The organism is Microbacterium sp. ZOR0019, from assembly GCF_000800925.1.
In the GTDB taxonomy this organism is placed as follows: Bacteria; Actinomycetota; Actinomycetes; order Actinomycetales; family Microbacteriaceae; genus Microbacterium; species Microbacterium aurugineum.
Genome location: NZ_JRKC01000109.1, coordinates 1 through 12,945 on the forward strand (window position 1 = coordinate 1; position 12,945 = coordinate 12,945).

At 68.6% G+C, this 12,945-nt stretch carries 13 protein-coding genes; 7 read left to right on the plus strand and 6 right to left on the minus strand.

From position 1 onward, the window contains the following. Window positions 1-30 precede the first annotated feature (30 nt). Window positions 31-480: a redox-sensitive transcriptional activator SoxR gene (gene soxR, locus L978_RS18020; protein ID WP_047524863.1), complete on the minus strand. Its 450-nt coding sequence runs from the start codon at window positions 478-480 to the stop codon at window positions 31-33. Window positions 481-556: 76 nt separating this feature from the next. Here soxR and fdxA point away from each other — a divergent pair, with 76 nt between their 5' ends. The 4 genes from fdxA to L978_RS18040 are packed head-to-tail and all read left to right on the plus strand — an operon-like array spanning window position 557 to window position 3,386. Then, on the plus strand, window positions 557-883 hold the full coding sequence (gene fdxA / locus L978_RS18025) for a ferredoxin (protein WP_047524864.1): 327 nt from the start codon (window positions 557-559) through the stop codon (window positions 881-883). Then, complete coding sequence (locus tag L978_RS18030) at window positions 880-2,238, plus strand: FAD-dependent oxidoreductase (RefSeq protein WP_047524865.1); 1,359 nt, start codon at window positions 880-882, stop codon at window positions 2,236-2,238. Before fdxA ends, L978_RS18030 begins: the two co-directional genes overlap by 4 nt. After that, entirely contained in the window at window positions 2,235-2,744 is a 510-nt protein-coding gene (locus tag L978_RS18035) for a flavin reductase family protein (protein ID WP_047524867.1), read from the plus strand. The genes L978_RS18030 and L978_RS18035 overlap by 4 nt, the downstream gene beginning before the upstream one ends. A 12-nt stretch (window positions 2,745-2,756) precedes the next feature. Continuing rightward, window positions 2,757-3,386, plus strand: a complete 630-nt coding sequence (locus L978_RS18040; RefSeq protein WP_047524868.1) for a superoxide dismutase — start codon at window positions 2,757-2,759, stop codon at window positions 3,384-3,386. 17 nt (window positions 3,387-3,403) lie between these two features. Here the strand turns inward: L978_RS18040 and L978_RS18045 are convergent, their stop codons facing one another. Then, window positions 3,404-3,691: a metal-sensitive transcriptional regulator gene (locus L978_RS18045; RefSeq protein ID WP_047524869.1), complete on the minus strand. Its 288-nt coding sequence runs from the start codon at window positions 3,689-3,691 to the stop codon at window positions 3,404-3,406. Window positions 3,692-3,791: 100 nt separating this feature from the next. Here L978_RS18045 and L978_RS19065 point away from each other — a divergent pair, with 100 nt between their 5' ends. After that, the gene (locus L978_RS19065) at window positions 3,792-3,956 is read left to right on the plus strand and encodes a hypothetical protein (protein ID WP_194239333.1); all 165 of its coding nucleotides are present in this window, start codon (window positions 3,792-3,794) and stop codon (window positions 3,954-3,956) included. Then, window positions 3,953-5,599 (plus strand): FAD-dependent oxidoreductase, encoded by a 1,647-nt coding sequence (locus tag L978_RS18050; protein ID WP_047524870.1) that lies wholly within the window; start codon window positions 3,953-3,955, stop codon window positions 5,597-5,599. Before L978_RS19065 ends, L978_RS18050 begins: the two co-directional genes overlap by 4 nt. Before the next feature lie 71 nt (window positions 5,600-5,670). Here the strand turns inward: L978_RS18050 and L978_RS18465 are convergent, their stop codons facing one another. The 4 genes from L978_RS18465 to L978_RS18070 all read right to left on the minus strand — a co-directional run bounded on the left by L978_RS18465 (window position 5,671) and on the right by L978_RS18070 (window position 12,060). Beyond that, a complete protein-coding gene (locus L978_RS18465) occupies window positions 5,671-6,522 on the minus strand; it encodes a MarR family transcriptional regulator (RefSeq protein ID WP_081997118.1) in 852 nt (283 codons plus the stop codon). Between the two features lie 135 nt (window positions 6,523-6,657). Then, entirely contained in the window at window positions 6,658-8,964 is a 2,307-nt protein-coding gene (locus L978_RS18060; protein ID WP_081997119.1) for an Ig-like domain-containing protein, read from the minus strand. A 336-nt stretch (window positions 8,965-9,300) separates the two neighbouring features. After that, a complete protein-coding gene (locus L978_RS18065; RefSeq protein WP_047524873.1) occupies window positions 9,301-10,308 on the minus strand; it encodes a LacI family DNA-binding transcriptional regulator in 1,008 nt (335 codons plus the stop codon). An 81-nt stretch (window positions 10,309-10,389) separates the two neighbouring features. Further along, window positions 10,390-12,060 carry a glycoside hydrolase family 13 protein gene (locus L978_RS18070; protein ID WP_047524874.1) on the minus strand — a complete coding sequence of 557 codons (1,671 nt, stop codon included), beginning with the start codon at window positions 12,058-12,060 and terminating at the stop codon, window positions 10,390-10,392. A 229-nt stretch (window positions 12,061-12,289) separates the two neighbouring features. On the opposite strand from L978_RS18070, the gene L978_RS18075 reads away from it, so the two are divergent. Next, on the plus strand, window positions 12,290-12,718 hold the full coding sequence (locus L978_RS18075) for a DUF1761 domain-containing protein (RefSeq protein ID WP_047524875.1): 429 nt from the start codon (window positions 12,290-12,292) through the stop codon (window positions 12,716-12,718). Window positions 12,719-12,945 lie beyond the last annotated feature (227 nt).

Consider the following 12,945-nt stretch of genomic DNA (forward strand, 5'->3'; position numbering starts at 1 on the left):
TGGGGAGGAGAGGGGGGAGGGGGAGGGGGGCTAGGCGTCGAGGCGGCGGGGGCCTGAGCCCTGGGTGCCGAGCGCGTCGTCGGGGTTGAGCAGGCCGCAGGCCTTCATCGACAGGCAGCCGCAGCCGATGCATCCGGTGAGTTCGCGTTCGAGGCGCTCGATGCCCTCGCGGCGCTTCTCGAGTTCGCGCTTCCAACGTCGGGATGCCCGCTGCCAGTCGGCGTGGCTCGGGGTCTCGGTCAGCGGCACGTCGGCGAAGGCCGCCTGCACGTCGGACAGCGGGATGCCGAGGCGCTTGGCGACCGTGATCAGGGAGACGCGGCGCAGCATGTGCCGGGCGTAGCGGCGCTGGTTGCCGGGGGTGCGGGTGGACGCGATGAGCCCGAGCGTCTCGTAGAAGTGCAGGGCGGACGCGGCGACTCCGGTGCGTCGGGTCATCTCGCCGATCGTCAGCGGTTCGTCGGGTGCGTGCGGGCTCATCCGGGCCTCCTCGATTTGACCTCAAGTGTACTTGAGGTTTTACGGTGGACAGCGTGACCCGAGAGAAGACCCCCCGATGACCTATGTCATCGCCCTGCCGTGCGTCGATGTGAAGGACAAGGCCTGCATCGATGAGTGTCCCGTCGACTGCATCTACGAGGGTGAGCGCTCGCTCTACATCCATCCGGACGAATGCGTCGACTGCGGTGCCTGCGAGCCGGTGTGCCCGGTCGAGGCGATCTTCTACGAAGACGATCTCCCCGAGGAGTGGCAGGACTACTACAAGGCCAACGTCGAGTTCTTCGACGAGATCGGCTCCCCCGGAGGCGCCGCGAAGACGGGCATGCTCGCGTTCGACCACCCGGTCATCGCCGCGCTGGCTCCCCAGGGGGAACACGCATGACGGTCGCCGAACCCCGGATCGCCATCGTCGGAGCGGGCCCCGCGGGCATCTACGCCGCCGACATCCTGCTCGATCGTGTGCCGACCGCGTCGATCGACCTCTTCGAGAAGCTCCCGGCACCGTACGGTCTCGTCCGCTACGGCGTCGCCCCCGATCACCCGCGGATCCGCAAGATCACGGATGCGCTGCACGAGGTGCTCGTCCACCCGCGCATCCGCCTGCGCTGCAACGTCGACGTCGGGGGTGACATCGGGATCGATGAGCTGCGTGCGGCATACGACGGGGTGATCGTGGCGACGGGGGCCGACCTCGACGTCCGCCTCGACATCCCCGGTATCGACCTTCCCGGCTCTTTCGGTGCCGCGGACTTCGTCGCGTGGTACGACGGGCACCCCGATGCCCCGCGCACCTGGCCGCTCGCCGCCGAGTCGGTCGCGGTGCTCGGTGCGGGCAACGTCGCGCTCGACGTGACGCGGATCCTCGCCACGCACGCCTCCGCGCTGACGCACACCGACACCCCGGATGCCGTGCTCGACCAGCTCGGCGCCAGCCCCCTGCGGGATGTGCACCTGTTCGCGCGTCGGGGGCCGGCCGACGTGCGCTTCTCGCCGCTGGAACTGCGCGAGCTCGCCGAGCAGGATGACGTCGATGTGATCGTCGATCCGGACGAACTCGCACTCGACGCGCATGCCGAGCGGATGATCGCGCAGTTCTCGCAGCGCCGCATCATCGTGCGCACCCTGACCGAGTGGGCCGCGCTCGATCCGGCCGGCCGCACCGCCGCTCGCCGCATCCACCTGCACCTGCGGCAGCGACCCGTCCGTCTGCTGGGCACCGGACGAGTCACCGGCATCGAGATGGAGCGGACCGCGTCGGATGAGCTGGGCCGCATGGTGGGCACCGGCGAACTGCGGCGTTATGACGTCGGGGCGGTCTACCGCGCTGTGGGTTACCGCTCGACGCCCGTGGCCGGGGTGCCCTTCGACGACGAGCTCGGGGTCGTGCCGCACGCCGAGGGGCGCGTCCTGGACGCAGCCGGCGAGCCGATCCCGCGCCTGTACGCGACGGGGTGGATCAAGCGCGGACCGGTCGGGCTCATCGGCTCGACGAAATCGGATGCCGCGCAGACCGTGCGGCATCTCGTCGAGGATCTCGAGGCCGCCGAGGAGGTCGTGCGCGGAGATGACCCGATCGCCCACCTCGGGCACGCCGTCGACTTCGACGGATGGCTGCGCATCGACGCGGCGGAGCGCAGCGCCGGAGCCGACCGCGGTCGCGAGCGGACCAAACTCGTCGAGCGCGAGGAGATGCTGAGGCATGCGAAGCAGGAGCAGATGACGGAGGCCGGACGATGACCGCGACACCCATACCCACACCGGTCGGGGACCGGCTCAAGGACGCTTTCCGTACGCACCCCGCGGGCGTCGCGATCATCACGGCGTCCACGCCGGCCGGTCCGGTCGGCCTCACGGCGTCGAGCGTCGCCTCGGTGGCCGTCGACCCTGCGGCGATCGTGTTCTCCGTCACCAGGGCGACCGGGTCGGCCGGGGCGATCCTCGGTGCGGACACTTTCGTCGTGCATCTCATCGACGACGAGCACTCCGCCCTCGCGCAGAGCTTCGCCGTCAGCGGCTCCGAACGCTTCACCGCGGAACAGGGCTGGTCGGAGCTCGACACCGGAGAACCGTACCTCGCCTCCGCGCGCGCCGCCCTGCGCTGCCGTGCACTGCAGACCGTGGCCGTCGGTTCGTCGACGGTGGTGATCGCCGAGGTGCTCGACGTCATCGCCGGACCGCAGGGGCGTCCGCTCGTGTACCTCGACCGTCGCTTCCACGCTCTCCCGCACGACCCCCACCACTGAAAGGAAGATGCCATGTCCGCTCTCTACACGCTCCCCGAGCTGCCCTACGACTACGCAGCGCTCGAGCCGCACATCTCGGGCAAGATCATGGAGCTGCACCACTCCAAGCACCACCAGGCGTATGTCACGGGTGCGAACACCGCCCTCGAGCAGTTCGCCGCCGCCCGCGACGCGGGTGACCTCGCGAACGTGAACAAGCTCGAGAAGGACCTCGCGTTCAACCTCGGCGGCCACATCAACCACTCGGTGTTCTGGCGGAATATGTCGCCCGAGGGCGGCGGCGCTCCGGAAGGCGAGCTGGAGGCGGCGCTCGTGGATGCGTTCGGGTCGATCGACGCGTTCCGCGCGCACTTCACCGCGACGGCACTCGGGGTGCAGGGCTCGGGATGGGCGGTGCTCGCGTGGGACAGCGTGGGTGCGCGTCCGGTCATCTTCCAGCTGTTCGACCAGCAGGGCAACGCGCCGCTCGGTGTGACCCCGCTGCTGCAGCTCGACGTGTGGGAGCACGCCTACTACCTCGACTACCTCAACGTGCGCGCGGACTACGTGAAGGCGTTCTGGAACCTCGTGAACTGGCCCGACGTGCAGCGCCGCTTCGAAGCCGCCCGCACCGCGACCGCGGGCCTCGTCGTCCCGCGCTGACCGTCGTCAGCCGCGGTTCACGCGAGGGAGAGGAAGAGCTTCTCCAGTTCGGCCATCGACACCCCATCGGTGTCGGTGGCCGAATCCGTCTCCGATGCCGGGTCGGTCAGGCAGTCCTGCATGGCGGAGGCGATGATCTGGAATCCGGCCTTGTCGAGCGCGGAGGTGACGGCGGCGAGCTGGGTGACGACCGCGCGGCAGTCGCTCCCGCGTTCGACGGCGGCGATCACGGCGCCGAGCTGTCCTTGGGCGCGCTTGAGGCGGTTGGCGATCTTGCGCTGGGTCTCGGCATCTGCGGATGACATCGGTCGCTCCCTGAGTGTCGGCTGGACTTGCCACTATACCCCCTGGGGTATGCTGAACCCTAAAGATACCCACGGGGGTATCGGTGAGGAGTCGAGAACCATGTGCCGAGCAGTCCGTTGCAAGACCTGCGGGAAGACGACCTGGGCGGGGTGCGGCGAGCACGTCGCCGATGTGCGGCGAACGGTTCCCGCAGCGCAGTGGTGCTCCGGGCATCCGAAGGAGCAGACGCAGGGCGGCTTCTTCTCGCGGATGTTCCAGCGATGACCGCGACCGAAGCGCGCACCGTCGTGGTCGTGGGTGGAGTCGCCGGAGGGATGTCCGCCGCCGCACGTCTGCGCCGACTCGATGAGCACGCGCAGATCGTGGTGTTCGAACGCGGACCCGAGGTCTCGTACGCGAACTGCGGGCTGCCCTACTACGTCGGCGGCGTGATCGCGGAGCGGGAGTCGCTGCTCCTGCAGACGCCCGCCTCGCTGCGCAGCCGCTTCGGACTCGACGTCCGGGTGCGTCACGACGTCGTGCGCATCGACACCGCGCAGAAGCTCGTCGAGGTCGAAGAGCTCGACTCGGGACGACGCTTCACGCAGAGCTACGACAGTCTGATCCTCGCCACGGGGGCACGCCCGCGCCGGGACGAACCGGTCTCCGACATCCCCGTCCGCTCCCTGCGGACGGTCGACGACGCCGATGCGATCGATGCCGCACTCGTGCGACCGGGGCTTCCGGTGGTCGTCGTCGGCGGTGGCTACACGGGCCTGGAAGCGGTCGAGAACCTCGTGGCGCGGGGCGCATCTGTGACCCTCGTGCAGCGTGGGTCACAGCTGCTCTCCCCCCTCGATGCGGAGATGGCCGCCCCGATCGCCGCGGAGGTCCGTGCACACGGCGTCGATGTGCGCCTCGGGGTCGAGGTCGTTCGCGCCGATTCCGGATACGTCACGCTCAGTGACGGCACGTCCATCGCCGCGGAACTCATGATCGACGCGTCCGGGGTGGTGCCGGAGACGACGTTGGCGGAGCGCGCGGGCATCCGGATCGGCGAGACCGGCGGCATCGACGTCGACGCGCAGTGCCGCACGAGCGCGCCCGACGTGTTCGCCGTGGGAGACGGCGTCGAGAAGGCCGAGCTCGTGGGCGGGGGCACGGCTCTCGTCACGATGGCCGGGCTCGCGAACCGTCACGGGCGCATGGTGGCCGACCTCCTCGCGGGAAGGTCAGAGACGGTGCGACCCGCGCTCGGCACCGGGATCGTCCGCGTGTTCGGGGTCGCCGCAGGGAAGACGGGCTGGAGCGAACGGCAGCTCCGAGCGGCGGGGCGCGAGTTCTACGCCGTGCACGTGCATCCCGGATCCCACGCCGGGTACTACCCCGGTGCGGAGACCCTGTCGATGAAGCTGCTCGCCGACCCGCGGTCCGACGCCATCCTCGGTGTGCAGGTCGTCGGCCGGGACGGCGTCGACAAGCGGATCGACGTGATCGCGACCGCCATGCATGCAGGGATGCCGGCCGCAGAACTCGCGCAGCTCGAACTCGCCTACGCACCTCAGTTCGGCTCGGCGAAGGATGCGGTGAACATCCTCGGCTACGTCGCGGAGAACACCCGGACCGGTACGACGCCGACGATCCAGTGGCATGAGCTCGACGCCGCGCAGCGCGCGGGGGCGGCACTGATCGACGTCCGCACGCCGACGGAGTTCGCCGCCGGTGCGATCCCCGGCGCCGTCAACGTGCCGCTCGATGAACTGCGGGATCGACTCGATGAGCTGCCCGACGGGGAGATCGTGGTGCACTGCCAGGTCGGACTGCGCGGACACATCGCCACGCGGATCCTCCGGCAGCACGGTGTGGACGCCCGCAACCTCGACGGCGGCTACCGCACCTGGCGCGACGCCGCCCTGCTCCGCGGTTAGGACGTGTCCCCTCACCGCCCCGGGGGTCTGGGACGCGTGTCACGAACCTCGGATGCTGCGTGGACTCGGATTCAGCCTGAGACGCGAGGTCGGTGCCAGCGGTCGCGAGTGGCGGCCGCTGCACGTGCGTTGGTGAGCGCGCGCACCAGGTCCTCTCGGTGTGCCACGAACGCAGCGGCTTGGCGTCGTACGAAGTCGAGTCCTCGGGGTGTCAGACGAACCGTTCGATCTGGGTGATTCCGATCGAGGAGGCCGAGCGCTCCCAGCCCATCCATGGCCTGCGAAACGGATGAGGGATCGAGACCGAGGTCTTGGGCGAGCTCTTCGGCAGGGGCTTCCGGGGCGGCCGCGGCAGCCCATGATGTGAACCGTTGCTGCCAGCCGCTGACGCCGAATTCCGCCTCGATGTCCAGAAAGTCCCGCACCACGGTTGAGCCGACGACCGCCAGCTCGTTGAGGGAGGTCTCGAGCGACAGGACGGTGAATCCTCTCGCTGATCTGCGGGCGTCGGCGTCCTCGATGACCTGCGGTCCGCAGAACTCGTCTACGGCCGTGGCGGCACCGGCGAAGGCGACGGCCACCGAGCTGAGGTAGTCGTTCAAGGTTCGTCGTCCGCGTGCCGAGAGTGACACGCGTACCTGCCGCCGGTCGGTTGGATCGACGCGTCGGCTGACGAGCCCGAGCGCATGGAGGCGGGCGAGAGCGCGCGAAACGATGCTCCGATCGACGGCGAGGGCATTCGCGAGTGAGCTCGGCAGCAGCGAACTCTGATCCGACAGCGCGATGAAGATGCGCCACACGGTGTTGCTGCTGCCGAGCGACGCGACGGCTGGCGGCTCGACGCGCGAAAGATGTCGCGTGATTCGCGCGGAGAGGACCATGTCTCGGACCGTTCCCGGAGCAAGGTCGCGCCCAGCAGTCATCCCATAAGTCTAAGCGGCCGCGTCTCGGCTCACCGGGGCTCCGCGGCACTGATCGGCGTAGATCAGGACGAGCGCCACCCCGAACGGCGGGCTTCCCGTCGAATGCGCGCTTGTCCTGGATTCGACTGTGCTGACTTAGGCGATGCGGCGCCGTGCGACGAGCAGGAGCCCACCGGCGAGAACGGCGATCACAGCAGCGGGGATGAGCCCCCACGTCGCGTTCCCACCGGTGGCCGCCAGCGAGCCGTCACCACCACCTGAACCGGTCTCCCCGTCGTCGATGGGGTTCGGGCCGCCGGTGCCTTCACCGGGCTGCTCGAGCACGGTGACCGCGAACGATGCCGCCGCCTGGTTGCCATCTAGATCAGTGACATCGCAGGAAACGATGGTCGTCCCGATCGGGAACGTCGACCCGCTCGGCGGCAGGCAGTCCGGCGTCAACGCGCCGTCGACGGCGTCCTGCGCCGTCACCGCATAGGTCACGACCGCGCCGGCGCTGCTGGTCGCCGTCACGGTCATATCGGTTGGGGGGAAGATCGTCGGGTCGGTCTCGTCGATCACCACCACTTCTACCGTGGTCGTGTCACCCGCACCGTCTGGGTCCTCCGCGGACACCAGGATGTCCCAGACGTCGCCGACATCTGCGGGACCGGGGGTGAACGTGAACGTGCCGGTGCCGTCGCCGTTGTCTGTGAACGTCGCCCACGACGGCAGCGCGCCGGCGAACAGGGTGAGGGGGTCGCCGTCCGGATCGGTGGCCGCAACCGTCACTGATCCGGTCGTTCCGTCTGCGACGATCTGCGGTGGAACGTTCGTGATCACCGGAGCACGGTTCGTGTTCGTCACGGTGAGCGTGAAGATCTCGGTGTCGTCCAGGAAGCTGTCGGTGACCAGCATCGTGATCGGGTACGTGCCCGCGTCCGTGAACGACGGGGTCACCGTCACCGTGCCGGTGCCGTCACCGTTGTCCATGAAGGACGTGAATGGGGGCAGGCTCGACGGGAGGAACTGCAGGGAGTCCCCATCCGGGTCGATCGCCGATACCGGGATCGTCACACTGGCACCCTCGGCGACTGTCCGGCTACCGATCGCTGCGAGCACCGGCGGCCGGTTCGTCACGGCTACCGTGATCGTGAACGTCTCAGGATCATTCCCGCCACCGTTGAACACGGCCACCGTCGCCTGGTAGGTCCCCGCATCCGAGAACCCCGGCGCGAGACTCAGCGTCGCCGTCGAGTTCCCGTTGTCGGTCAGCGTCGCGAACGACGGGAGAGTCACACCGAGGAACGACACCACGTCACCATCGGGATCCGACCCCGTGAGCGTGACGTCCAACGTCGCCCCCTCCGCGACCGTCTGCGGTCCGATCGGGTCCAGCACCGGCGGCCGATCCGTGTTCACCACGGTGAGCGTGAACGTCTCACTGTCCGGTGTCGGAGCCCCGGACGCGATGACCGTGATGCTGTATGTCCCCGCGTCGGCGAACCCCGGGTTCACCGTGATCTGCCCCGACGTCGAGGCACCAGGAGCCCCCGGCGTGAATGCCGCAAAGCCGGGGAGACCCGAGGCGACCAAGGTGACGGCATCGCCATCCGCATCCGACGCGCTCAGCGGAATCGTCAGCGAGGCCCCCTCTGCCACCGTCTGCGGACCGATCGGCGCCAGCACCGGCGAGGTGACAACGAAGTCATTGACGGTCAGGGTTGCTCCCTGGTTCACGAACACGCCCGCGCTGGTCGCACGGATCGCCACACCGTGCGATCCGCTGTCCGAGAACCCCGGAGCGAAGCGAAGAAGGCCTGTCCCATCCCCGTTGTCGGTGAAGGTCGCGAACGACGGCAGCAGCAGTGCGGTCAGCGTGATCGGGTCGCCATCGGGGTCCGTCGCCGTCACGACGACGTCCTGGGTCGTACCCTCGTCCATCGGCGACAGAACGATCGGAGCGAGCGTCGGCGGGGTGTCCGGAGTACCCACGATCGACAGCGTCTGCGAAACCGGCGAATTCGTGGCTGGGTTCGCAAACGTCGAAATCGTGTGATCGCCGGCAGGCGTTGATGCGGCGATACTCAACGTAGCCGTCACCGTGACGACGGTACCGATCGGAAGACCGTTGAACTCACAGTTGGCCGTGGCACCGGCGAATCCGCAGTTGGTGCCGGACGGAGTGGATGACAACGCGGTCCATGACGCGCCGCCCACCAACGAGCCACCGATCTCAACACCCAAAGACTCCACGACAGCGTCCGTCGTGAATGTCGCCGTCACCGTGAGCGCGTCGCCAGGACTGACGGTGCTGGACGACAGGGTCAGCGAATCAGCGGTCGCCGCAGACACAGGAAGCGTCACTCCCAGCGCGAGCACGATGCCGGCAACGACGGCTACGGCAACCTGATTCCACCAACGCCCGCGGGAACGGGCCGACGGTGCGGAAAGTCGAGGCATTAGATGTTCTCCCGGGGACTGCGTACGAACGATCGCTCGGCATGGGGAAGACCGTCGGCCTCGCCTCAGCGCCGAGCGTATCAGGTGTCAACTATTGCGCCTACCTGTTGTTTTGTAAGACCAGAGCACTCTCGGCGCGAACCCCCTCTTACTCACGCGCGGTTGCGCTCACCACCGGTTGGCGGCACGCGATCGCTCACCCTGCCGGACCCGGGTTACCCCGCTCTATACGACGGACCTACGACCGGCCATCGATCGTTCAGCGAGCCATATCGTCCTGGTGAGCACGGCTATGGCTAGATCGAGCACCGAGTGCTTCCATGGCAGACCGCGCGGCTAGAGCAGACGGGCGGTGGTCCCGCGCACGTTCAGCTCGTAGGGCAGCGCGGACGGGATGCGGACCTCGTCCGGGGTGGTGAGCTTCGCCAGCACGGCATCCGCGGCGCGTTCCCCCTGCCCCAGCGGGAACTGGTCGACCGTCGTCAAGCGGAAGAACTCGCCGAGCTCGTGTCCGTCGATGCCGACGATGGACAGCTCCTCCGGCACGCTGAAGCCCAGGTCCCGCGCTGCGAGCAGTGCGCCGATCGCCATCTCGTCCGAGGCGGCGAAAACGGCGGTCGGACGCGGGCCGGGGCGTCCGAGCAGTTGCTTCGCGGCGCGGTAGCCACCCTCGACCGTGAAGTCCGCCGGCTCGAGGAACGCGTGGTTCAGGGGGATCCCGGCCTTCGCCAGGGCCTTCTCGAACCCCAGTCGACGGTTGGTGGGGATGTGGAAGTCGATGTCGAACTCGGGGTTGGCCCCGATGTGCGCGATGTCGGTGTGCCCCAGGCCGATCAGGTGCTCGGTCGCCAGCTGCGCCACCGCGACGTCGTCGACCGTGAGGGTGTCGAGCTTCGGGTTCGGACCGCCGATCGCGATCACGGGGAGCCCCAGGTCGAGGAGGAGCTGCGTCTCCTCCTCGTCGAGCTCGATCGACACGGCGATGACGGCATCCACGCGCTGCCGTCGGAGGAAGGTGTCGAACACGTGCCGACGCACGTCCTTGTCGGCGGTGATGTTGTAGAGCGTGATGTCGTAGCCGGCGCGCATCAGGGCGGCTGAGACGCCGGAGAGCACGGTGCTGAAGAACCACCGGTCGAGGAACGGCACCACGACGCCGACGTTCCGGGTGCGGCCGGAAGCGAGGCTCGACGCCCGTGAAGAGACGACGTAGCCGAGTGACTGCGCCGCCGCCTGCACGCGCTCCCGGGCGGACTCCGACACGTGACCGCGTCCGCTCAGCGCGCGCGAGACGGTCGCGGTCGACACTCCGGCGAGCCGGGCGACCTCATCGATGCTGGCCATGTGTTCCTCGAATGTGCTCCGGTCGCGATATGACATCCCCTGCGGCGCAGAGAGCTGTCATATCGCGACCGGAAGGGGCTCTCAGGCCTGGACGGCCGTGGTGTACCAGACGGCCGTGTCGACCGGGACGGCCGCTCCGTCGAACGGCTGGCTCTGCAGGATCACGACCGCGTTCGCCGGCAGCTCGATCGGTGCGGTGCCGAGGTTCGCGACCACGTGCACATCGCCACGTCGGAAAGCCACGGCGTCGGCCTCGGCCTCCTCCCAGACCAGCGATCCGGTGCCGAAGCCGTGCTCACGACGCCCGGCCAGCAGTCGCTTGTAGAGCGCGAGGGTCGACGCGGGATCGGTCTCCTCCACATCGCGCGCGTAGGACGCCCACTCGTCCGGCTGCGGGAGCCACGACAGGCCGGTGTCGTTGAAGCCGAAGGCCGGCGCATCCGCTTCCCACGGCAGCGGCACGCGGCATCCGTCGCGGCCGTAGCGCTCGCCGTGGGTCCGGAACCAGGTCGGGTCCTGACGGAACTCGTCCGGGATCTCCATGGCTTCGGGCAGTCCGAGCTCTTCGCCCTGGTACAGGTACGACGATCCGGGGAGCGCGAGCATCAGGGTGGTCGCAGCGCGGGCGCGGGCGAGACCGATCGCGGTGTCGGGCTTGTTCGGGGTGTTCGGTCCGATGCCCTCGCCCTGCGGGTTCTCGGCCGTGAGCGCCAGGCGGGAGGCGTGCCGCACGACATCGTGGTTCGAGAGCACCCACGTGCTGGGGGCGCCGACCCCGCCGAACTCGTCGAGCGACTCGCGGATGACATCGCGCAGAGCCTTCGCATCCCACGGCGTCATCAGGTAGGGGAAGTTGAACGTCTGGTGCATCTCATCCGGACGCACCCAGAGCGCGGTCTGCGTGAGCGTCGGCATCCAGGCCTCGCCGCACAGGGCGCGATCGCCGTCGTACTCGGCGAGCACGGTGTGCCAGTCGCGGTAGATGTCGTGCACGCCGTCCTGGCCCCAGTACGGCACGTTCGACTCGCCGCCGCCCATCGAGTCGGCATCGCTCGGGGGCGTGTAGTCGGGCAGGCCGTCGGCCTTGATCATGCCGTGGGCCACGTCGACACGGAAGCCGTCGACGCCGCGGTCGAGCCAGAAGCGCAGGATGGAGCGGAACTCCTCGCGCACCTCTTCGTTCGTCCAGTCGAAGTCGGGCTGCGTGGCGTCGAAGATGTGCAGGTACCACTGGCCGGGGGTGCCGTCGGCCTCGACGACACGCTCCCACATGCCACCGCCGAACACGGACTCCCAGTTGTTCGGCGGGAGTTCGCCGTTCTCGCCCTTGCCGTCGCGGAAGATATAGCGCGCGCGCTCCGGGCTGCCGGGTGCCGCCTTGAGCGCTTCCTGGAACCAGACGTGCTGGTCGGAGGAGTGGTTGGGGACCAGATCCACGATCACGCGGATGCCACGGGCGTGCGCTTCTTCGAGCATCAGGTCGAAGTCGGCGAGGGTGCCGAAGAGCGGGTCGACATCGCGGTAGTCGGCGACGTCGTAGCCGGCATCGCGCTGCGGGCTGGTCATGAACGGGCTCAGCCAGATCGCGTCGACGCCCAGTTCCTGCAGTGCATCGAGGCGGCTGGTGATGCCCGGAAGGTCGCCGATGCCGTCGCCCGAGGCATCCGCGAAGGAGCGGGGGTAGATCTGGTAGATGACGGCGCTGCGCCACCACTCGGAACCGGGGGCTGCGATCTGCTCAAGCTGTGCCATGCGGAACAGGCTACTGCAAACGCTTACATTCTTGCCAGGGCGGGAGTCGAATCGGTTCGGAGGCGCGCGCTTCGCGGAGAGCGTGCGGGCGTTTTGCATGAGGCCGTTCCGGATGCATGAGCTCCTCTCCCGCCGGGGTCATGCATCCGTTGCGGGATCATGCAGGTGTCGGGGACCGGGGTCGCGATGTCGGGAGTAGGGTGGCGGCATCCGAGGAGTGGAGGCTGTCATGGTTCCGGAGATCAACTACTGGGCGGTCCTGCTGGCCACCGCGTCGAGCATGCTCGTCGGCTCGGTCTGGTACGCCAGAGGAGTGTTCGGCACGCGCTGGTCGAAGCTCGCGAACGTGGACCTCGACAATCCCTCGGGCAACCCCGTGCTGGCGATCATCACCACGGTCATCGTGAGCTTCATCACGGCCTGGGTGCTCGCCGGAGCCGCCGTCATCGCCTGGCACTTCTACGGCGGATCGTACTTCTGGGGTGCGATCGTCACCGCGGTCACGCTGTGGGCGGGCTTCACGGCCGCCCGCTTCATCACGCACGACGCGTTCGAGGGCCGCTCGACCAAGCTGACCACGCTGAACATCGCGCACGAGCTGGTCACCGTCGTCGTGATGGCGCTGATCATCGGCGTCTGGCCGCCCGCACTCGGTTAGCACTCGCCGATCGGCGAGGGCGAAATGGCAATATATAGACTTTCGCCGCTTCTCGAGCAGCGACGGAACTGTCAGGCTCATGCCGTGACCTCGAGGTCGCCCGCGCGTCATCCCCCACGCGCGGTTCTGACCGAGGGGTCTCCATGTCCGGTTCTTCGCGTCGTTCGGTGCCGTGGATCGTCGCCGCCGCGCTCGTCGCCGCGGCCGTTCTCGCCGGCGCAGCCCCT

Bases quoted from the DNA above. Each gene is read 5' to 3' on its own strand.
- L978_RS18030 (WP_047524865.1), top strand. From the start codon at position 880: ATGACGGTCGCCGAACCCCGGATCGCCATCGTCGGAGCGGGCCCCGCG.
- L978_RS18035 (WP_047524867.1), top strand. From the start codon at position 2,235: ATGACCGCGACACCCATACCCACACCGGTCGGGGACCGGCTCAAGGAC.
- L978_RS18075 (WP_047524875.1), top strand. From the start codon at position 12,290: ATGGTTCCGGAGATCAACTACTGGGCGGTCCTGCTGGCCACCGCGTCG.
- fdxA (WP_047524864.1), top strand. From the start codon at position 557: ATGACCTATGTCATCGCCCTGCCGTGCGTCGATGTGAAGGACAAGGCC.
- L978_RS18050 (WP_047524870.1), top strand. From the start codon at position 3,953: ATGACCGCGACCGAAGCGCGCACCGTCGTGGTCGTGGGTGGAGTCGCC.
- L978_RS18070 (WP_047524874.1), bottom strand. From the start codon at position 12,060: ATGGCACAGCTTGAGCAGATCGCAGCCCCCGGTTCCGAGTGGTGGCGC.
- L978_RS19065 (WP_194239333.1), top strand. From the start codon at position 3,792: ATGTGCCGAGCAGTCCGTTGCAAGACCTGCGGGAAGACGACCTGGGCG.
- L978_RS18465 (WP_081997118.1), bottom strand. From the start codon at position 6,522: ATGACTGCTGGGCGCGACCTTGCTCCGGGAACGGTCCGAGACATGGTC.
- L978_RS18065 (WP_047524873.1), bottom strand. From the start codon at position 10,308: ATGGCCAGCATCGATGAGGTCGCCCGGCTCGCCGGAGTGTCGACCGCG.
- L978_RS18060 (WP_081997119.1), bottom strand. From the start codon at position 8,964: ATGCCTCGACTTTCCGCACCGTCGGCCCGTTCCCGCGGGCGTTGGTGG.
- soxR (WP_047524863.1), bottom strand. From the start codon at position 480: ATGAGCCCGCACGCACCCGACGAACCGCTGACGATCGGCGAGATGACC.
- L978_RS18040 (WP_047524868.1), top strand. From the start codon at position 2,757: ATGTCCGCTCTCTACACGCTCCCCGAGCTGCCCTACGACTACGCAGCG.
- L978_RS18045 (WP_047524869.1), bottom strand. From the start codon at position 3,691: ATGTCATCCGCAGATGCCGAGACCCAGCGCAAGATCGCCAACCGCCTC.